At 71.5% G+C, this 19,820-nt stretch carries 20 protein-coding genes and 1 pseudogene; 10 read left to right on the top strand and 11 right to left on the bottom strand.

Annotated features, from left to right (window positions below):
• Positions 1 to 106 precede the first annotated feature (106 nt).
• The 4 genes from GQF42_RS09235 (at position 107) to GQF42_RS09220 (ending at position 3,291) form a co-directional block, all read left to right on the top strand.
• Entirely contained in the window at positions 107 to 1,684 is a 1,578-nt protein-coding gene (locus tag GQF42_RS09235; protein WP_158919161.1) for an ABC transporter substrate-binding protein, read from the top strand.
• A gap of 98 nt (positions 1,685 to 1,782) precedes the next feature.
• A complete protein-coding gene (locus tag GQF42_RS09230; protein ID WP_158919160.1) occupies positions 1,783 to 2,466 on the top strand; it encodes a uracil-DNA glycosylase in 684 nt (227 codons plus the stop codon).
• 106 nt (positions 2,467 to 2,572) lie between these two features.
• On the top strand, positions 2,573 to 3,016 hold the full coding sequence (locus GQF42_RS09225; protein WP_158919159.1) for a hypothetical protein: 444 nt from the start codon (positions 2,573 to 2,575) through the stop codon (positions 3,014 to 3,016).
• A gap of 8 nt (positions 3,017 to 3,024) precedes the next feature.
• On the top strand, positions 3,025 to 3,291 hold the full coding sequence (locus tag GQF42_RS09220; RefSeq protein ID WP_158919158.1) for a hypothetical protein: 267 nt from the start codon (positions 3,025 to 3,027) through the stop codon (positions 3,289 to 3,291).
• A gap of 329 nt (positions 3,292 to 3,620) precedes the next feature.
• On the opposite strand, the gene GQF42_RS09215 is transcribed toward GQF42_RS09220, so the two are convergent.
• From GQF42_RS09215 to GQF42_RS09205, 3 genes are all read right to left on the bottom strand, one after another.
• On the bottom strand, positions 3,621 to 4,100 hold the full coding sequence (locus tag GQF42_RS09215) for a hypothetical protein (RefSeq protein WP_158919157.1): 480 nt from the start codon (positions 4,098 to 4,100) through the stop codon (positions 3,621 to 3,623).
• A 115-nt stretch (positions 4,101 to 4,215) separates the two neighbouring features.
• Positions 4,216 to 4,728, bottom strand: a complete 513-nt coding sequence (locus GQF42_RS09210) for a DinB family protein (protein WP_158919156.1) — start codon at positions 4,726 to 4,728, stop codon at positions 4,216 to 4,218.
• A 41-nt stretch (positions 4,729 to 4,769) separates the two neighbouring features.
• Positions 4,770 to 5,360: a TetR/AcrR family transcriptional regulator gene (locus GQF42_RS09205; RefSeq protein WP_158919155.1), complete on the bottom strand. Its 591-nt coding sequence runs from the start codon at positions 5,358 to 5,360 to the stop codon at positions 4,770 to 4,772.
• 108 nt (positions 5,361 to 5,468) lie between these two features.
• Between GQF42_RS09205 and GQF42_RS09200 the strand changes: the two genes are divergently transcribed.
• Together GQF42_RS09200 and GQF42_RS09195 are read left to right on the top strand one after the other, a co-directional pair.
• On the top strand, positions 5,469 to 6,644 hold the full coding sequence (locus GQF42_RS09200; protein ID WP_158919154.1) for an FAD-dependent monooxygenase: 1,176 nt from the start codon (positions 5,469 to 5,471) through the stop codon (positions 6,642 to 6,644).
• Positions 6,645 to 6,654: 10 nt separating this feature from the next.
• Positions 6,655 to 7,566, top strand: a complete 912-nt coding sequence (locus GQF42_RS09195) for a Gfo/Idh/MocA family protein (protein WP_158919153.1) — start codon at positions 6,655 to 6,657, stop codon at positions 7,564 to 7,566.
• Here GQF42_RS09195 and lnt read toward each other — a convergent pair.
• From lnt to GQF42_RS09165, 6 genes are all read right to left on the bottom strand, one after another.
• On the bottom strand, positions 7,484 to 9,058 hold the full coding sequence (gene lnt / locus GQF42_RS09190; protein WP_158919152.1) for an apolipoprotein N-acyltransferase: 1,575 nt from the start codon (positions 9,056 to 9,058) through the stop codon (positions 7,484 to 7,486). The genes GQF42_RS09195 and lnt overlap by 83 nt on opposite strands.
• 81 nt (positions 9,059 to 9,139) lie before the next feature.
• Entirely contained in the window at positions 9,140 to 9,616 is a 477-nt protein-coding gene (locus GQF42_RS09185; protein ID WP_158919151.1) for a nuclear transport factor 2 family protein, read from the bottom strand.
• 160 nt (positions 9,617 to 9,776) lie between these two features.
• On the bottom strand, positions 9,777 to 11,837 hold the full coding sequence (locus GQF42_RS09180) for a restriction endonuclease (protein ID WP_199272620.1): 2,061 nt from the start codon (positions 11,835 to 11,837) through the stop codon (positions 9,777 to 9,779).
• 211 nt (positions 11,838 to 12,048) lie between these two features.
• Positions 12,049 to 12,228 carry a hypothetical protein gene (locus tag GQF42_RS09175; protein ID WP_158919150.1) on the bottom strand — a complete coding sequence of 60 codons (180 nt, stop codon included), beginning with the start codon at positions 12,226 to 12,228 and terminating at the stop codon, positions 12,049 to 12,051.
• Positions 12,229 to 12,327: 99 nt separating this feature from the next.
• Entirely contained in the window at positions 12,328 to 13,203 is an 876-nt protein-coding gene (locus GQF42_RS09170; RefSeq protein WP_158919149.1) for an undecaprenyl-diphosphate phosphatase, read from the bottom strand.
• A gap of 184 nt (positions 13,204 to 13,387) precedes the next feature.
• The gene (locus tag GQF42_RS09165; RefSeq protein ID WP_158919148.1) at positions 13,388 to 13,858 is read right to left on the bottom strand and encodes a winged helix-turn-helix transcriptional regulator; all 471 of its coding nucleotides are present in this window, start codon (positions 13,856 to 13,858) and stop codon (positions 13,388 to 13,390) included.
• A gap of 127 nt (positions 13,859 to 13,985) precedes the next feature.
• Here GQF42_RS09165 and GQF42_RS09160 point away from each other — a divergent pair, with 127 nt between their 5' ends.
• Positions 13,986 to 15,155, top strand: a complete 1,170-nt coding sequence (locus GQF42_RS09160) for a thiolase family protein (protein ID WP_158919147.1) — start codon at positions 13,986 to 13,988, stop codon at positions 15,153 to 15,155.
• 15 nt (positions 15,156 to 15,170) lie between these two features.
• On the opposite strand, the gene GQF42_RS09155 is transcribed toward GQF42_RS09160, so the two are convergent.
• Positions 15,171 to 15,887: a TVP38/TMEM64 family protein gene (locus tag GQF42_RS09155; protein ID WP_158919146.1), complete on the bottom strand. Its 717-nt coding sequence runs from the start codon at positions 15,885 to 15,887 to the stop codon at positions 15,171 to 15,173.
• A gap of 187 nt (positions 15,888 to 16,074) precedes the next feature.
• Positions 16,075 to 16,247 (bottom strand): annotated as a pseudogene (locus GQF42_RS45790) (aldehyde dehydrogenase); the annotation flags it as partial.
• A 204-nt stretch (positions 16,248 to 16,451) separates the two neighbouring features.
• Here GQF42_RS45790 and GQF42_RS09145 point away from each other — a divergent pair.
• From GQF42_RS09145 to GQF42_RS09135, 3 genes are all read left to right on the top strand, one after another.
• Entirely contained in the window at positions 16,452 to 17,174 is a 723-nt protein-coding gene (locus GQF42_RS09145) for a DNA alkylation repair protein (protein WP_158919145.1), read from the top strand.
• Between the two features lie 336 nt (positions 17,175 to 17,510).
• The gene (gene tuf, locus GQF42_RS09140) at positions 17,511 to 18,689 is read left to right on the top strand and encodes an elongation factor Tu (protein ID WP_158919144.1); all 1,179 of its coding nucleotides are present in this window, start codon (positions 17,511 to 17,513) and stop codon (positions 18,687 to 18,689) included.
• Positions 18,690 to 19,535, top strand: a complete 846-nt coding sequence (locus GQF42_RS09135; RefSeq protein WP_158919143.1) for a spermidine synthase — start codon at positions 18,690 to 18,692, stop codon at positions 19,533 to 19,535. It begins immediately after the preceding gene.
• The last annotated feature ends 285 nt before the right edge of the window (positions 19,536 to 19,820 follow it).

The following is a 19,820-nucleotide window of genomic DNA, read 5'->3' as shown; positions in this document are numbered from 1 at the left end:
TCATGGCGCCGACGATCAAGAACCCCTGTTCCAGGGGTGGTTCAGAGGAACGAACGCTGCGGTATGGTCTGCCGACCCTTGGTACGGCGGATCGAGGAGCGTGCGCGTGTTCAACCGGAACCGATTCCTGCGGTCAGTCGCGGCGATCGCGTCCCTGTCCCTGGCGGCCGGATGCGGTCTGCTGTCCGACGGCAGTGGCGGCGGCAAGCGGCCGATCGTCGTCGGGACCACCAGCGCGCCCAGCACGCTCGACCCGGCCGGCGCCTGGGACGGCTCCTGGGAGCTGTACCGGAACATCTTCCAGACGCTCCTGGCCTATCCCAACGGCGCCACCACTCCGCAGCCCGACGCCGCCGAGAGCTGCTCCTTCACCGACTCCACCAGCCGCACCTACCGCTGCGAGCTGCGCTCGGGCCTGAAGTTCGCCGACGGCGACCCGCTGACCGCGAGCGTCGTCAAGTACTCCATCGACCGCATCCGCACGATCGACGCCCCGGGCGGTCCCGCAGGGCTGCTCGGCAGCCTCGAGCGGGTGCAGGTGCTCGGCGACCGCACGGTCGTCTTCCACCTCGGCCAGCCCGACGCCACCTTCCCGTTCGTGCTCGCCACCCCCGCCATGTCGATCGTCGACCCGAACGACTACCCGGCGCGCTCCCTGCGCAAGGACGGCGAGGTCCACGGCTCCGGGCCGTACCAGCTCCGGTCCTACGAGGAGGGCAGGCAGGCCGTCCTCGTCGGCAACGGGAACTACCACGGCTTCGCCCAGCGGCAGAACGACGCGGTGACCATCCGCTACTTCCAGGACTCGGCCGGCATGGTCAAGGCGCTGCGTGCCAAGCAGATCGACGTCACCTACCGCGGCCTCGCCGCCGACGACATCCTCGCCCTCCAGCAGCACGGCGACAGCAACCTGCAACTCGTCGACGGCGCGGGCACCGACATCAGCTACCTGGTGTTCAACCCCAAGGACCCCTGGGCCAAGGAGCCCGCCGTACGCAAGGCCGTCGCCCAGATCGTCGACCGGGGTGCCATCGCCCACAAGGTCTACAAGGACACCGTCGACCCGCTGTACTCGATGGTCCCCAAGGGCCTGACCGGCCACACCACCGGCTTCTTCGACGACTTCGGCGACCCCAGCGTCCCCAGGGCCCGCAAGATCCTCTCCGACGCGGGCATCCACCAGCGCATCCCGCTCACCCTCTGGTACACCACCGACCGCTACGGCTCCGAGACGGCCCTGATGTTCCAGGAGCTCAAGCGGCAGCTGGAGGACTCCGGGCTGTTCACCATCACGCTCCAGGGCCGCCCCTGGAAGACCTTCGTGGTCGGCTACCAGAAGGGTGAGTACCCGGTGTTCGGGCGCGGCTGGTTCCCGGACTTCCCCGACGCGGACAACTTCATCGCGCCGTTCGTCGGCGAGCACAACGCCCTCGGTACGCCCTACCCGGCCAAGGAGATCACCGACCAGCTGCTGCCGCACTCGCGCGCGGAGGGCGACCGCGCCCAGACGGTCAAGGACATGGAGCAGGCCCAGCAGATCCTGGTGAACGACGCCCGGCTGATCCCGCTGTGGCAGGGCCGGCAGTACGTCGCCGCCAGCGAGGACGTCTCCGGCGGCGAGCAGGCCCTCGACCCGTCGACGATCATGATGATGTGGACGCTGCACCGCAAGACCAGCTGGTGAACCGGTCTTCGTGCGCCCGTTGTCAGTGGTCGCCTGTAGGTTCTGAAGCCTGGAAGTGACCGCACCACGTGGTTGATCGACATCGTGAGGACGTTGACGTGACCGACATCGCCATGCTGCCCGAGTCCTGGCGCGGGGTTCTGGGCGACGAGCTGCAGCAGCCCTACTTCAAGGAGCTGACCGAGTTCGTCGAGGAGGAGCGGGCGAAGGGTCCCGTCTATCCGCCGCGCGAGGAGGTCTTCGCCGCGCTGGACGCCACACCGTACGACAGGGTCAAGGTCCTCATCCTCGGCCAGGACCCGTACCACGGCGAGGGCCAGGGCCACGGCCTGTGCTTCTCGGTCCGTCCGGGGGTGAAGACCCCGCCCTCGCTGCGGAACATCTACAAGGAGATGCAGGCGGAGCTGGGCCTGCCCATCCCGGACAACGGCTATCTGATGCCGTGGGCCGAGCAGGGCGTGCTGTTGCTCAACGCGGTCCTCACCGTCCGGCCCGGCGAGCCCAATTCGCACAAGGGCAAGGGCTGGGAGAAGTTCACGGACGCGGTCATCCGCGCGGTCAACGACCGCCCCGACCCGGCAGTCTTCGTCCTGTGGGGCAACTACGCGCAGAAGAAGCTGCCGCTGATCGACGAGACCCGGCACGTGGTGGTCAAGGGCGCGCACCCCTCGCCGCTGTCCGCGAAGAAGTTCTTCGGCTCCCGCCCGTTCACGCAGATCAACGAGGCGATCGCGAGCCAGGGCCACAAGTTCATCGACTGGACCCTCCCGAACCTGGGCTGACCTGGCACGCAGGCGGCCCCGTTTGGTACGGGGCCGCCTGACCGGGTTTGTCCCTGTGGCCGGTTAGCGTCGGGAGCGGACAGTCGACGAGTACCCGGAGGACGCGGTGGCGGAGCGGCAGGAGCAGGCGGCACCGGATGACGTGCTGACGCGGATCGGGCAGGTCGTCATGCTGCACCACGGCGGCGACCGCGAGGAGGCCCGCAGCCGCCTGCTCGGCCTGTGGGCGGAGATCGGCGAGGACGGCGACCCGTTCCACCGCTGCACCCTGGCCCACTATCTCGCCGACACCCAGGACGATCCGGGGGACGAACTCGCCTGGGACCTCAGGGCGTTGTCGGCGGCCGAGGAGCTTGTCGACGGGCCCGGTGGCTTCCTTCCGTCCCTGCACCTCAATCTGGCCGCCGACTATGTGAAGCTCGGCCGTGAGGAGGCCGCGCGCAGCCATGTACGGCATGCGCGCAGGGCCGCGGTGGCCCTGCCCGACGACCGTTACGGCGACGGGGTCCGTGCCGCCATCATGCGACTGGAGCTGCGGTTGGGGGAGTAGGGCCGGGGGTGCTGAGCCATGGCCGGCCCGAGGGCCTGTCGCGTGCCCTCGGCAGGGCTGCGGTGGCGCACGCGGCCTGGTGCGGGGTACGCCGGATGATCACCTGGGCGGGGCAGGGGCCCGGCGGTCCCGGATGCGGCAGCCGTCGGCCGGTCGGCCGGCGCCGTTCCGGAACCGCCCCGGTGGGCCCGGCGTTGCCCTTCGGGCCCGGCGAGCGGCAGGTGGCGGCCGTCGCGGACCGGATCGAGCGGCGCGCGATCGGGTGGAGTGCGTAGCGGCCGGTGAGGAACGAGTGCGGCAGCCGGTGCCGGGCCCGCCGTGCCCCACCGGCCCGCCTCGTCCGCCACCGGCGGGCCCCGACCCGGGTCGTCGCCGTGCGGACGGTTCCGGCGGCCGACCGCCACCGCCACCGCTGCCACGTTCAAGGGGACGAGCAGGGCAACGGACCGCCGCCCGGCTGCGTGCCGCGACAGCGCGCCACTGGCCGGCCCCGGACGGCGTCGACACCGGATCCGTACCCGGCCGTGGCTGACGGTCCAGCCGACCGACCTCGCCGTCACCGGCCGGGTACCGGCCCGAGTTCTCGACCCGCCTGAACGGGTCCTCAGTGGCCGTAGGTCTGTTCGCAGATCTCCGACTCCGGGCTGTCTCCCCGCCAGCCGCCGTATTTCCTGCCCAGGGCGCACACGTCCGTCGCCGGCGGGACCGGGGGCGACTCGTCCGGGCTGTCGGTGTGCGGGTGCCGGGGCCGGGGCTCGGTGCGGTGATGCGCGGGCGCGGGCGCCTCCGGCCGTGGGCCGGGTGCGGTCGGCGGGGTCTCGCTGCGGTGGTGTGAGGGGGACGGCGCCGGATGCCGGAGCTGCCCGGGTCGCGAGGGCGCGCCGGCCCTCTCCAGGGCCTCCTGGGCCGGGGCCTGGACCACCCGGGGTTCCACGCTGCCGTCCGGGCGGGGGGCCGAAGGCAGCGCGGTGGCCGTGTCCTGCGGCGGCGCGGGTGCCGCCGGGCGCTGCACGGTCACACAGCCGGAGAGGGCCGAGACGGCCACGGTGACCAGGAGCGCTGCGGTGGTCGTCGTTCGATGCACCCGGGCAACTCTGCTGGACTGACAGCCGAGTTGGCACCAGGGAGCGAACATTGATGCCCCCGCACGGGTGATCTCGTGCCCCGTGCGGAGGGTTTCGGGGGAGCGGGGGTGACGGTCAGTCGCCGGCGGAGCCGTCGATCCGCTCGCGGATCAGGTCGGCGTGGCCGTTGTGCCGGGCGTACTCCTCGATCATGTGGGTGTAGATCCAGCGCAGGTTGAACGGCGTGCTCGTGAACCTGCTCTTCCCCCGGGACATGTCGTCGAGCCCCAAGCCGGCCGCGTTCTGCCGCGCGATCCCGATCTCCGCCTGCCAGGCCGCGTACGCCTCGTCCCAGGTGTCGGCCTCGGTGAGATGGAACTCGCCGTCCGGATCCTCGTCGGTGCAGTAGATCGGACCGGGGTCCTCGCCCACCAACACCTTGCGGAACCAGCTCCGTTCCACCTCCGCCATGTGCCGCACCAGCCCCATGAGGGACAGCTCCGAGGGCGGCACCGACGCGGTGCGCAGCTGCTCGTCGGTCAGGCCCTCGCACTTCCAGGCGAGTGTGCGGCGGTGATAGTCCAGCCAGCCTTCCAGCATGGCGCGCTCACCCGCGGTCTGGGCGGGCTCTCGGCGTTCCGTTGTCATGTCCGTATCTTCGTCGAAGAGCATCCGCCCCACCAGGGGTTTTACCGGCCCAGCAGCCCCGTGAGCAGTTCCCGCAGGCCCGCGCGGATGTCCTCCAGGCCCGGCACCTCGGCGCTGAACGAACCCGCCGCGCACGAGAACATCAGCCCGTCCGCCCAGGCGACCAGGGACAGCACGTGCCGGGCCGGGTCGGGCGAACCCGCGTCGGTGAGCATGGCGGCCAGCTGCTCCTTGAAGACGGCACCGGTCCGGTCGTAGAAGGCCCGCAGCTCGGGGCGGCGGGTGGCCTCCAGGGCGAGTTCGTAGCGTGCGATCAGCAGCTCGCGGCCCTGGGTCAGGCAGCGGTGCACGGCGAGGGCCAGCCCGTCGGCGAGCGCGTCGGGGCCGGCGCCCGGACCCGGCACCTCCGTCAGCTCCAGCAGTTGTGCCTCACGTTCGGCATGCCGCCGTACCGCGAGTTCGAGCAGCGCCTGCCGGGTGCGGGCCACGTTCGAGGTCGAGCCGGGCGGGAGCCCGGCCGCCTCGTCCACGGCGCGGTGTGTCAGCCCGCGCATCCCGCGCTCGGCGAGCAGTGCGAGGGCGGTGTCGGCGACGCGATCGGCACGGGAGGCGCTGGGGGTGCGTACGGACATGAGGTGACCCTACCCGTCGCACTACGGCTGTAGTAAACGCACTACGGGCGTAGTACAGTCAGGTTCACTACAGATGTAGTTCAAGTGGATCCGGGAGGGGTCGTGGTCATGGCACAGTCGGCGCGCGCGATCGTCATCGGCGGTGGAATCGGAGGCCTGGCCGCGGCGGCGGCCCTGCACGCCAAGGGCTGGAACGTAACCGTGCTGGAGCGGGCCCGCTCTCTGGAGCCCGTCGGCGCGGCCATTTCCCTCGCCCCCAACGCGCTGCGCGCCCTCGACGTGCTCGGCATCGGCGAGGAGATCCGCGACCTTGCCGCCTGGCAGGGGGACGGTGGGCTGCGCACCCCGCGCGGGCGCTGGCTGTCCCGCTCCAGCGCCGAGGCGGCTGCCGCCCGCTTCGGCGGCCCGCTGGTCCTGCTCGCCCGCGCCACCCTGGTCGACCGGCTCGCCGCCCTGCTCCCGCCCGGCGCCGTCCGCATCGCGACCGCCGGGACCCTCACCGACCCCGGTGACAGCCGGCGGCCCGCCCGGGTCAGCGTCGGCGGACAGGAGCTGGAGGCGGAGTTGGTGGTCGGTGCGGACGGCATCAACTCCCGCGTCCGTGCAGCCCTGTTCCCGCTGCACCCGGGGCCGGTCTACTCGGGGTTCACCACCTGGCGGGTGCTGATCCCGGTGCCCGGTACGGAGTTCGCCTCGCACGAGACCTGGGGCCGGGGCCGCATCTGGGGCACGCACCCGCTCAAGGACGGCCGCGTCTACGCGTATGCGGCCGCCACGACCCCGGCGGGCGAGCGGGCGCCGGACGACGAGAAGGCCGAACTCCTGCGCCGGTTCGGCGACTGGCACGAGCCCGTTCCCGCCGTCCTCGCCGCCGCCCGCCCCAAGGATGTGCTCCGGCACGACGTCCACCACATCGCCGAGCCTCTGCCCGCCTATCACGCAGGCCGCGTCGCCCTGCTCGGGGATGCCGCCCACGCCATGCCGCCGACCCTCGGCCAGGGCGGCAACCAGGCCGTCGAGGACGCCGTCGTGCTCGCCCACCACGGCGACGACCTGGCCGCCTACACCGCGGCCCGCCTGCCGCGCACGACGGTGATCACCCGTCAGGCGGTCAGGGTGGCCCGTTTGAACATGACCGGCAGCCGCGCCGCCATCGCCGTGCGCGACCTCGCGATCGCCGCCCTGTCGAAGGCCGGACCCGCGCTCTTCCTGCGCGGATTCGACGGCATCGCCGACTGGCGGCCCCCGTATGCTGCCCAGGAGACACCGACGGTCAAGCGGTAGGGGAGAGCACGTGAAGGTCGGCTGCATCGGACTCGGTGACATCGCGCAGAAGGCGTATCTGCCGGTGCTGGGCACACGACCGGGGATCGACCTCCACCTGCAGACCCGGACGCCCACCACGCTCGACCGCGTCGCCGACACCCTGCACCTGCCGGCCGACCGGCGGCACACCTCGCTCGACTCGCTGCTCGCCGCCGGCCTCGACGCGGCCTTCGTGCACGCGCCGACCGCCGTCCACCCCGAGATCGTGACCCGGCTGCTCCGGGCGGGTGTACCGACGTACGTCGACAAGCCGCTCGCCTACGAACTCGCCGACTCCGCACGGCTGGTGGACCTCGCCGAGGAGCGCGGGGTCTCCCTCTTCGTGGGCTTCAACCGGCGGTACGCCCCCGGCTACGCACAGTGCCTGGAGCACCCGCGCGAGCTGATCCTCATGCAGAAGAACCGCGTCGGGCTGCCCGAGGAACCGCGCTCGATGATCCTGGACGACTTCATCCACGTCGTCGACACCCTGCGGTTCCTGGTGCCGGGCCCGGTCGACGACGTGACCGTGCGCGCCCGCACCGAGGGCGGGCTGCTGCACCACGTGGTGCTCCAGCTCGCCGGGGACGGCTTCACCGCGCTCGGAGTGATGAACCGGCTCAGCGGCTCCACCGAGGAGGTCCTGGAGGTCTCCGGGCAGGACACCAAACGCCAGGTGCTCAACCTCGCCGAGGTGATCGACCACAAGGGTCAGCCGACCGTGCGCCGGCGCGGCGACTGGGTGCCGGTGGCCCGCCAGCGCGGCATCGAGCAGGCGGTCCTCGCCTTCCTCGACGCCGTGCGGGCCGGAAAGGTGCTCAGCGCCCGGGACGCGCTGGTGACTCATGAACTGTGCGAGCGGGTGGTGCGAGCGGTACGGGACCGCTCCGGCGCAGCCTGAGCGCCTTGGCGCCCTCGGCCGCGCACAGCATGGCCAGCACCAGCAGGGCGCCGTGCACCGGCCAGTCGCCATAGCGGACGTACGGTGTGATGCCGTGCGCGAGCGGTACGTCGTACACGCGGGCCGCACTCGCGTCCGTGCCGAGCCAGGGGCCGAGCCGCTGCCCGTCCGGGCCGTACACGGCGGAGACGCCGGTGAGGGTCGCGTGCACCATCGGGCGGCCGGTCTCGGCGGCTCGCAGCGCACCCAGCGAGGCGTGCTGCTCCGGGGCCCAGCTGCCCTGGAAGGTGGAGGTGGAGGACTGGCCGAGCAGCACGTCGGCGCCGTCCTGGGCCAGATGCCGGCTCATGTCGGGGAACGCGGTCTCGAAGCAGATCAGCGGGCCGATCCTCAGCCCGTGCCCGACGTTCATCACGACCTGCTCGGTGCCGCGGCTGCGGTCCTCGCCGGCCGCCTTGCCGACCGAGGTGGCCCAGCCGAGCAGCGAGCGGACCGGTATGTACTCGCCGAAGGGTACGAGCCGCATCTTGTCGTACCGGTCGCCCGTCAGGCCGTCCGGACCCACCAGCACGGAACTCTTGTAGATGCCGGGCCGGTCGGAGCGGCGGGCGTCCACGTTGACCAGCACGTCGGCGCCGACCGTCCGGGACAGTGCGGCGATGCGCAGGGTGAGGTCGGCCCGGTCGCCCAGGTCGAAGCCGACACTGGACTCACCCCACACGACCAGGTCGACCCGCTGCCCGGCCAGCTGCCGGGTCAGCTGCTCCTCACGGTCGAACCGCTTCTCGGCACTGGCCTTCCCGTCCACGATCCCCGGCTGTACGACGGCGATCCGCACTCGCCCGTCCACCGCCGGGCGCGGCGCCCAGGCCCAGGCGGCCGAGGTCGCGGCGGCCGTGGCGACCAGCGAGGCCACCGCCGGCATGCGCGACTCGCGCACCGATATCAGCACGGACGCCGCCACGTTCACGGCTACGATCAGGAAGCTGAGCAGCCACACCCCGCCGACCGAAGCCAGCCGCAGCGCGGGGGAGACCTGCCACTGGCTGGCGCCCAGCATGCCCCACGGCCCGCCGAGCCCCTGCCAGGACCGCGCCAGCTCCACCACCAGCCAGGCCGACGGCAGCACCAGCAGCGCGGCGGCGCCCCGGCCCGGCGTCGGCCGCCCGCCGAGGAAGCGGTGCACCAGCCAGCCCCAGGGTGCCCAGAGCGCACCCAGCAGGACGGCGATCAGGAAGATGAACACGTGCAGGCTCGGCAGCAGCCAGTGGTGCACGGCCACCAGGAAACCGAAGCCCCCGCTCCAGCCGTCGTACGCCGCCCGCCGTCCGGTCGGTGCCGAGCGGGCCAGCAGGATCCAGGGGACCAGGGCGACGTAGGCGAACCACCACAGGGAGGGCGCGGGAAAGGTCAGGATCGGCAGGGCACCGGCGAGGGCGGCGACGGCCGAGCGGCGCCAGGGGGAGGTGAGCCAGTGGTCGATCGTCCTCATGTGGACCCTCCCTATCCAGCACCGGCTTCCAGTGTGCGCTTCGGGAGCGATCTAGAACAGGGCGCGCTGGTGCCCGTGCTCCTAGGGGGTTGCCGTCACCCTGGCCGGAAGACTGCGCCATTTCTCGTCCACGGCCACCTCGTGCAGCCGCCAGCCCTCCGCGGTCCTCAGCAGCGCGAAGTCGTAGCGGCCACCGCACACCAGGTCCGGTGCCGTGGGGGTGCTCCCGGTCGCGAAGCGCATCGGGTTGAGGTAGTCGGCCTGTACCCGGGCGGTGTCCCCCGTGTCGTGGTCCAGGAGACCGAAGTGGATCCGGCGGTTGACGATCAGGTGCTGGCGCATGGTGAACAGGGCCAGGTTCTCGGCGAGCCACGCGGCGATCGCGGTCGCGTCGCCCTCGATGCCGCCGGCCGAGCGGTAGTCGGCGCGGCCGTCCGCCGTGAACAGCCGTCGGTACGCCGTCCAGTCCCCGTCGTCCACCGCCACGGCGTACGCGGTGATCACCTCGTCCACGGCCAGCCGGTCGATCACGGTCGCAAGCTCCGCACGCTGCGTCATCGGCACAGTGTTGAGCATGGCGGGTGAAGAGCCAAGAGGGCGTGCCGGGTTGTTCGGGGCGCGGTTGTCGCACACGGCCCCAGGTTCCCACGGTGGGGCCTCGTCGGCGGGCCGTCATGGCATCTCCGTTCCGTGCCACGTACGCCTCGACGCTCATCGGCTACTCCACCGCGATGCCGTAGTCCTCGAGAAGTTCCTCCAGACCGCCCGCGTAGCCCTTGCCGCCGAGCACGAAGTCCCAGTCCCCGTTGGACCTGCGGCGAAAGGAGCCGAGTACCAGGGCGGTCTCGCGGGGCCGGCCCTCGGAGACCTCAAGCCGTCCCAGCTCGGTCGTCCCGGGCCCGAGAAGGCGGATGCACGCGTCCGTGAAGCCGGAAAGATCGGCGTCCGGGTTCACCTCCGGGTCGACGGCGGCCACGAGTACGAACCGGTCGGCCTCGTCCGGCAACCCGTCGAAGGAGACGCGGATCGCGGCCTTGTCGGGCGCGGTGGCGGGGAGAGTGCGCACGGAGCCGTCCGGCGTCTGCGGGTTGTTGAAGAAGACGAAGTGGTCGTCGCTGAGGACCCGGTTGCCACGGCAGACGAGAGCGCACACGTCCAAGGCGACACGTCCGGTCCACGACACGCCCAGGACGTTGTGGTCGTCGGGCAGCCGAGCGTCCGCAACCGTCGGCGTCGGCTGTGCTGCCGGTCGACGGGCACTGCCGCCGAGGCGCCCGCGCAGCCCGTGACGGTGCAGCAGGTCGACGAGTTCGGTGCCCGGCACCAGTTCCAGCGGCTTGCCGTGGGCGAAGGTGTGCGAGCCGGGGCCGAACTTCGACGTCGTCACGAGGACGCCCTTGTTGGCGCCGGCGTCCTGCACGGTCCCGTACAGGTCACGCACCGCGGTGGGCGGCACCGTGTTCCGGTAGCGCTTCACCTGCACGACGATCTTGCCGCCGCGGATCGGCGCCGGATCCAGTGCGTCGACGTCCACCCCGCCGTCGTTGGAGCGCTGCGTGGTGACCGCCTGCATCCCCATGGCGCGGAACAGGTCGGCGACGAGATTTTCGAAGGCGATCGGATCCATCTCGTACAGGTCGGGTTCCTCGTCGCTGCCATGCGTGACGACGCGGTTGCCGACCTCCTGCGGCCGGCGGCTCGGCCGCACCGACGCGAGCTGGTCGGGGCGGGCCGAGAGCTGGCCGTGCAGCGCGTCGGCAAAGCAGCTGCCGGCGTCCACCTGCGCCAGGTGCAGGTCGCGGAAGGCCGAGCCCGGAGCCATGACGGTTGCCAGGTAGATGCGGCCCGGGCGGCCCGTCGTCGGGTCATGCCCGTCCACGAAGCCGTTCAGGGTCACGGACTCGAGCGCGCCCGGTTCGTCCGCCGCGAAGAGTTGGTGCAGCACCAGCAGCATGCACTGCGCCAGGACCGCCCGGTACAGGGCTCGCCGCTGGCCCACCGGCCGAGGGGTCTCCTTGTCCTGGTCCGCACCGGCCAGGTAGCGAACGGACTTGGCCTCGGGGACGACGCTGTAGGCGGGCAGTTCCCAATCCAGAACCAGCTGTCCGGCTGCCGCGTCGTAGGCAGCTGCCACCTGGCGTGGAAAACCCTCGGGCCATGCGCTCGAGGCGTAGAGAGCGGCGGAGAAGTACTCGACCACGGCATCGGGATCGCGGCGCCCGACTCCTTCGGTCAGTTCGACGACGCCGGCGTTGTGCCGCCGCACTTCGGCCAGCTGGGCATGGGCCCACTCCTGGTGGTCGCGCTGGTACGACGCCAGCTGCTGTTGCCGCTGTCTCTCCGCCGCCTGGGCCGCGTGCCAGTCCCGTTCGAAGCGCTCCCGGGCCTCGGCCTGTGCCTGGGCGCGGCGCGTGGCAGTCCATCCGCCGTGCGGCTGGTATTGGTCGAATTTCGGCATGGGTACGGGCTGTGCCCATGGCCCCGGAGCGAAGGGTTCGATGTCTTCGGGGCGTATGAGGGAGGAAGCCCTGAAGGCCGGAGCCCGGCAACCCGAGGCGAGAAGGCCCTGCAGCGCCGTGACCTGTGCGTCCAGTTCCTCGGTGCGACGCCGCGCCTCTGCCTGCCGGTGCTCGCGATGGTTCTGGGCGGCCTGCCGTTGATATGCACGTGCCTGCCGCGCTTGTTGTCTCTCTCGTCCGGCTTCGGCCTCTCTCTGGCGCTGCTGCTGCCTCTGCATCTCGGCCCAGACGCCGACCAGGCCATGAGAGCGACGACTCATGTGGTGCAGGCCCTCCCCAAAGGCGTTCTGGTTGTCCCCACAACCAGGTGTAGCGGACCGACTCTATCCACGATGGCCGTCTCGCACATCTGCCCGGCAGGGCCGGCCTGCTCAGTCGCCAGCGCAGGTCGCCATGGTCGAAGGGGAACCGCGGCCGTGCCGGGGCGCGGTGCCCGAACTGTCGTATGCCGTTGCGGAGTTCGCGGGGTTCTCAGGCCGCCTCGACGACCTCTCCGCGGATCGCCGCGGCCCACTCGACCACCAACAGCTCGTACTCGGCGCGCTCCTGGGTCGACAGGGTGCCGCCCGCGCGCAGCCAGAGTGCCCGGATCTGCTCGTTCACTTCGGCGGCAGACCGCACGGAACCAGAGGTCGGGAATTCGGGGGACATACGGACAGCCTAGGGGCAAGCACTGACAGTGCGCTACCGCCCGGCTACGCAGAACGTATGGGGTTGGTCACCGCGACCGTGAGCCGTGGTGGCCGTGGCTCAACTCGCCGACTCCGCCGCGTGCGGGCTCAGTACACCGGCCGTGACCAGGGCGATGATGACGATGCCGAGGGCCACGCGGTACCAGACGAACGGCATGAAGCTCTTGTGGGAGATCCACTTCATGAACCATGCGATCACCGCGTATCCCGACGCGAACGCGATCAGTGTCGCGAGCAGCGTCGGACCCCAGGCCACCTGGCTCCCGCGCAGCGAGTCCTTCACCTCGAACGCGCCCGAGGCGAGCACCGCCGGGATGGCGAGCAGGAACGAGTAGCGGGCTGCGGCCTCGCGCCTGTAACCCATGAACAGGCCGCCGCTGATGGTTGCGCCGGAGCGGGAGACGCCGGGGATCAGGGCGCACGCCTGGCACAGGCCGAAGATCAGTCCGTCCTTGACGCCCAGATTCTCAAGGGACTTGCGCTGCTTGGGCGCCCGGTGCCGGCCACCGCTCTCGTCGCGGGCCGCCAGGCGGTCGGCGATGCCGATGACCAGGCCGACGGCGATCAGCATCGTCGCCGTGACGCGCAGATCGCGGAACGGGCCCTCGATCTGGTCCTTCAGTGTCACGCCCAGCACCCCGATCGGGATCGAGCCGACGATCACCAGCCAGCCCATCTGCGCGTCGTGGTCCCGGCGCATCGCCTTGCTGAACAGTGACCGGCACCAGGCCGAGACGATCCGGCCGATGTCCTTGCGGAAGTAGAGGAGCACCGCGGTCTCCGTGCCGATCTGCGTGATCGCCGTGAAGGCCGCGCCGGGGTCCTCCCAGCCGGAGAACGCCGCGGTCAGCCGCAGGTGGGCGCTGGAGGAGACCGGCAGGAACTCGGTCAGCCCCTGGACGAGCCCGAGGACGAGGGATTCAAACCAAGACATGAAGGTAATGCGTCCAGTGCTGTCGAGTAAAGAACTGACCAAGTGACGAGGGCAGCGTAGCGGGCCCGGGTGACAGCGCAGAAGGGGGGTTGGACCTACGCCCGCCCCGTACTCGCCGTACTCGCCGTACTCGCCGTGGGCGGGACGGGGTGCGGGGTGGGGCGGGGCGTGTTGCCTGTGGGTGTTACGCCGCCGTGGGGCCCGTGATCGTCCAGCCCGGGGACTGGGGGTGGGCCGTCAGGTCCTCGTGGCGCACCTTGTCGCCGCACGCCTGGCAGGTGACGACCGGAACCAGTTCGTTCCCGCAGCTGTGCTCCACGGCCATGGGCAGGTCGACGCCCTTGCGGAGGTGGCGGTCGCCCCATTCCTTGAGTGTCATCAGGACCGGCTCCAGCTCCAGCCCGGCCGGCGTGGCCCGGTACTCGAAGCGCTGCGGGCGCTCGCTGTAGACGCGCTTGGTCAGGATCCCGGCGTCCACCAGTCGGCGCAGCCGGGTGGCCAGGATGTCGCGCGGTGCGCCGATGTTGCGCACGAGCTGGTCGAAACGGCCGTTGCCCAGGCAGACCTCCCGCAGGACGAGCAGGGAGTACTTCTCGCCGACCAGCGCGAGGGCGTCGGCGATGGAGCAGGGGCGCGGGTCCTTCGTGGCGGCCATGATGGCCAGTCTAGATGAGGGTTTGATTTTCCAACTCTGCGCGTTATCTTGAGTTTGGATTTCCTACTCACTGGTAGCTGTCCGCAGCCGAGCTGCGGACAGCCAGGCGGCCAAGGAGGCCCGCGCCATGCGCGACGCAGTGATCGTCGAAGCGGTACGCACTCCCATCGGCAAGGGCAAGCCGAACGGCTCCCTGGCCCACGTCCACCCCGTGCAGCTCCTCGCCCACACCCTGCGAACCCTGGTCGAGCGCTCCGGCGTCGACCCGGCGCTCATCGACGACGTCATCGGCGGCACCGTCGACCAGGTCGGCGAGCAGGCCATGAACACCACCCGGTACGCCGTCCTCGCGGCCGGGTTCCCCGAGTCGGTGCCCGCGACCACCGTGGACCGCCAGTGCGGCTCCTCCCAGCAGGCCGTGCACTTCGCCGCGCAGGGCGTCATCTCCGGCGCCTACGACCTCGTGGTCGCCTGCGGGGTGGAGTCGATGAGCAGGGTGCCGATGTGGTCCAACGTGCCCGCAGGGAAGGACCCGTTCGGCCCCGGCGTCGCCGAGCGCTACCCCGAGGGCCTGGTCCCGCAGGGCATCAGCGCCGAGCTGATCGCCGCCAAGTGGTCCCTCACACGCGCGCGGATGGACGAGTTCGCGGTCTCCTCGCACCACAAGGCGGCGCAGGCGTGGGCGAACGGACTCTTCGACGCCGAGGTCGCCCCGCTCGAGGGCGTCACCGGCGACGAGTGCGTACGCCCCGGCAGCACCCCGGAGATCCTCGGCGGCCTCAAGCCCGCCTACTACGACCCCGGCTTCGCCGAACGCTTCCCGCAGATCGAGTGGAGCGTCACCGCCGGCAACGCGAGCCCGATCAACGACGGCGCCTCCGCCGTGCTGATCACCTCCAGCGAGACAGCGGCCCGCCTCGGCCTGCGCCCGCTCGCGCGCCTGCACAGCTTCGCCGTCACCGGCTCCGACCCGCTGCTGATGCTCACCGGGGTCGTGCCGGCCACCGAGAACGTGCTGCGCAGGGCGGGACTGGGCATCGACGACATCGACCTCTTCGAGGTCAACGAGGCCTTCTCCAGCGTGGTGCTGGCCTGGCAGCAGGAGACCGGCGCCGACCTGGCCCGGGTCAACGTGCACGGCGGCGCGATCGCCCTCGGCCACCCGCTCGGCGCCAGCGGCACCCGGCTGACCACCACGCTGGTCCACGCGATGCGCGAACGCGGCGCCCGCTACGCCCTGCAGACCATGTGCGAGGCGGGCGGACTCGCCAACGCGATGATCCTCGAAGGAGTCTGACCCCTACCCGAGTGATCAGTGTCCGCGCAGGTGGTGGCGCCCCCGCCAGGCCACCACCGTGCCCAGCAGGGCCGGCACGGCGATGCAGGCCATGGCGATCAGGAAGGCGGGGGAGGTCGGCGCGGAGGCGCGGGCGCCGGCGACCGCGTAGGCGGCGGTGTTCGGGATCGACCCGATGGCGGTGGCCAGCACAAACGGCCACCAGCCCATGCGGGAGACGGCCGCGCAGTAGTTCGCCGCCCAGAACGGCACCCCCGGGAACAGCCGCGCCGCCAGCATCGACCTGAACCCGTGCCGGCTCAGCTGCCCGTCGGCCGCCCTCAGCCAGCGGCCCCGCAGCAGCGGACGCAGCGCGTCCTGCCCCAGAGCCCGGCCCAGTCCGAAGGCCACGCCCGCCCCGAGCACCGTGCCTGCCAGCGCCGCCGCCAGCCCCAGCTGGGAGCCGAACAGGGCGCCCGCCGCCAGGTTCAGCAACGGTCGCGGTACGAACGCCACGGTGCACAGCCCGTACGCCGTCCCGAACACCGCGGCCGCCGCGGCCCCGCCGAGCTGGGGCGGCCACCCGTGCGTCAGCAGCCGCTGCGGCTCGAAGACCAGGACTCCCGCACCGGCCCCCGCGAGCAGGACGAGCAGGAACGACAGCCGGGCATACGGGGACAGCACCGCGCGCGTGCAGCGGTCGGCGAGTCCCGGGGAGGTCATGGCGGTGCCAGAGCGGTTGGCATCGAGCATCCGGTGACAGTAACCGACGCACGGGTGTGATCGCCGTCAAGGGTGGGTGCGCACATCGAGTGCCCGGACCGTCCCATGGGCTCACGCGGTCGGCGCGTGACCGGGGTGGAGCACCACCTTGGGGCAGCCCTCGATCCGCTGGTCGAACTTCTCGTACGCCAGGCTCCGATCTACGCCGCCTTGGCGAGTGGACGGCGACGCTCTCACCCGGGGGCACCTGGGCCGGCTCGCACCCGTGGCAGCCGGTCGGGAAGATGCCGGCGAGCAGGACGAAATCGGTCTCGAACTCCTCGCCCGCAGTCAGTAGGAGGTCTTCCCGGCGAGACAGTTCTTGCAGAATCCGCAGGCGACGTTGAAGGGCTCTTCGTGGACGACGGCTGTCGTCCGGGTGTCACCTCCGCGTCGAGCGCTGGACCACGGCGGCGAGCGAGGAAGGCGCTGCCGGGAGGGCGCATACGAAGGCGCGGGCCCTTGGACCACCGTGGCCCCGTGCGCCCCTCCACCGCCGGTACCTCCAGGTACCGCCCGTACGAAACGGGGTGCAACCCCCGTATCGTTCGTCCCATGACCCTCACTGGTGCGGTCCGGCCGAAGGTGCCGCACAGCGCTCTCGCCGACACCGTGCTGGCACGGCTCACGTCCGCCTACGCGACCGCCGGCGACCCCCGGCGGGCCGTCTCCATGCGCGCCTACATGAAGGACGCGGCCCCCTTCCTCGGCATCCCCACCCCCGCCCGCCGCGCGCTGTCCCGCACCGTCCTCGCGGGCCTGCCACGCCCCGACGAGGCCGACTGCACCGCGATCGCCCTGCGCTGCTGGGCGCTGCCCGAGCGTGAGTACCACTACTTCGCCGTGGACCATCTGCGCCGGTACGCGGCCCGCTGCTCCTCCGGCTTCCTCCCGGTGACCCGGTATCTCCTGACGACCGTCCCCTGGTGGGACACCGTCGATCTGCTCGCCGCGCACGTCGTCGGCTCGCTGGTCGCCGCCGACCCCAAGCTCACCGCCGACATGGACGCCTGGATCACCGACGGCGACCTGTGGCTCGTACGGACGGCCCTGCTCCACCAGCTGACCTGGAAGGAACGCACCGACGCCGACCGGCTGTTCGGCTACTGCCTGCTCCAGTGCGGGCACCCCGACTTCTTCGTCCGCAAGGCGATCGGCTGGGCCCTGCGCGAGTACGCCAAGACCGACCCCGAGGCCGTACGGGCGTTCCTGGCGGCGGAGCGTGGCCGGTTCGCCCCGCTGACCGTGCGGGAGGCGCTCAAGAACATCGGCGACTGAACGCGCCGGCCCGGAACGTGTCCCGGCCCTGAAGCCGCCTGCACGGAAGCCGTTTGCACGGAAGCCGTTTGCACGGAACCGGCCTGCACGGAAAACCATTCGACGCCGGACACACCGTCGGCGATGATCGACGCCATGTTCCGGTACGCCTTCCTCCTCGCAGCATCCGCCGTCGCGGATGCGCCGAAGGCTGCCGTCCCGCTCCTCGTGGCCGCCGTCGACGGCGCCCGAAGCTGACCCTCTCCGGAACGTCCGGCGGACCCCGCAGGGGGAGGGTCGGCCGGTCCTCGGGGTCCCGCATTTCTCCTTACGGCTGAGAGGCTTCGAGGTACAGCCATGTCCAAAACGGCCTACGTGCGCACCAAGCCGCACCTGAACATCGGCACCATGGGTCATGTCGACCACGGCAAGACCACTCTGACCGCCGCCATCACCAAGGTCCTCGCCGAGCGCGGTACCGGCACGTTCGTTCCGTTCGACCGCATCGACCGGGCCCCGGAGGAGGCCGCGCGCGGCATCACCATCAACATCGCGCACGTCGAGTACGAGACCGACACCCGGCACTACGCCCACGTGGACATGCCGGGCCACGCCGACTACATCAAGAACATGGTCACCGGCGCCGCGCAGCTCGACGGGGCGATCCTCGTCGTCTCCGCACTCGACGGGATCATGCCGCAGACCGCCGAGCACGTGCTGCTCGCCCGGCAGGTGGGCGTCGACCACATCGTCGTCGCGCTGAACAAGGCGGACGGCGCCGAGGACGAGGAGCTGATCGACCTGGTCGAGCTGGAGGTGCGCGACCTGCTCACCACACAGGGCTACCCGGGGGACTCCGTACCGGTCGTACGGGTCTCCGGGCTCCGGGCGCTGGAGGGCGACCCGCGCTGGACCGCGTCGATCGAGGCGCTGCTCGACGCGGTGGACACCTACGTGCCCATGCCCGAACGGTACCTGGACGCGCCGTTCCTGCTCCCGGTGGAGAACGTGCTCACGATCACCGGCCGGGGCACGGTCGTCACGGGCGCGGTGGAGCGGGGGTCGCTCCGTGTGGGGGACCGGGTGTCCGTGCTCGGCGCCGACATCGAGACCGTCGTCACCGGGCTGGAGACCTTCGGCAAGCCGATGGTGGAGGCCCAGGCCGGGGACAACGTGGCGGTGCTGCTGCGCGGGGTGCCCCGGGACGCCGTCCGGCGCGGGCATGTCGTGGCGGCTCCGGGGAGTGTGGCGCCGGCCCGGCGGTTCTCGGCGCGGGTGTACCTGCTGTCGGGCCGCGAGGGCGGTCGTACGACTCCGGTCGCCACCGGGTACCGGCCGCAGTTCTACATCCGTACGGCGGACGTGGTCGGCGACGTCGACCTCGGTCCGGTGGGCGCGGCCCGGCCCGGCGAGACGGTGGAGATGACCGTCGAGCTGGGGCGGGCGGTGCCCTTGGAGCCCGGTCTCGGGTTCGCCGTCCGCGAGGGTGGCAGGACCGTCGGCGCGGGGACCGTGACCACTGTCCACAATGGATGAGTGAACGAATCGATACCCGTCACCCGCACCACCGACCACGGCACCGCCAAGCTCATGCCCGATGTCGACCGGGCACGGGCCTGGCTGCTCACGGTCGACGGGGCGCCGCAGTCGTACGTCGATCTCGACGAGCCGGAGCATCTGGAGTTCGAGTACGCGCGGCGGCTCGGACATGTGCTGGACGTCGTGGCCGAGGCCGGGCGGGCGCTGGACGTGGTGCACCTCGGCGGAGGCGCGCTGACGCTGCCCCGCTATGTGGCGGCCACCCGGCCCGGCTCACGGCAGGACGTCGTCGAGGCCGACGCGGGGTTGCTCGAGCTGGTCGTCGAGCATCTGCCGCTGCCGGCGGGCTCGGGCATCGCACTGCATCCGGCCGATGCCCGGGCCTGGCTGGAGGCCGCTCCGGACGATCACACCGATGTGCTGATCGCGGACGTCTTCGGCGGCGCCCGGGTACCGGCGCACCTGACCACGCTGGCCTACGCCCGCGAGGCCGAGCGGGTGCTGCGGCCGCACGGCGTGTACCTCGCCAACCTCGCCGACCAGGCGCCGTTTCCCTTCCTGCGCTCCCAACTGGCCACGTTCGCCGAGCTGTTCGCGGAGCTGGTGCTGATCGCCGAGCCGGGTGTGCTGCGCGGACGCCGGTTCGGCAACGCGGTCCTGGTCGCCTCGCACCGGCCTGTCGACATCGCCGCCCTGGCCCGTCGCGCCGCCGCCGACGTCTTCCCGGCACGGGTCGAACACGGGGCGGCGGTAAGGGAGTTCACCGGTGCCGCGCGGCCGGTCGCAGACACGGAGGCCGTGCCCTCACCCGAGCCCCCCGACGGGGCGTTCGGCATCGGCTGACACGGGCCGGGGGCCGGCGACCGGCCGGGCACGGCGGGTCAGGATGCGCACGTCCGGGACCAGTCCCGCGTCCCCCTGTCGTCGTCGCACGCGTCCTGCACGGCGAACGCGGAGGCGATGAGTGAACCGTTCGCACCGAGGTCGGTCACGACGGCCGCCGCTGTCAGCCGCGAGTAGTTAGGGCCCGCCCAGTGGGTGACTATCGCTCGCCCCCACTGGCAATCGATTTCTGCCAGAACGCCATATGGACCAACTCGCCGTGCATTGCGCCTCCTTGACTGCGCT

It is taken from the genome of Streptomyces broussonetiae (assembly GCF_009796285.1).
GTDB lineage: Bacteria > Actinomycetota > Actinomycetes > Streptomycetales > Streptomycetaceae > Streptomyces > Streptomyces broussonetiae.
This window is presented reverse-complemented; position numbering and strand designations above follow the sequence as displayed.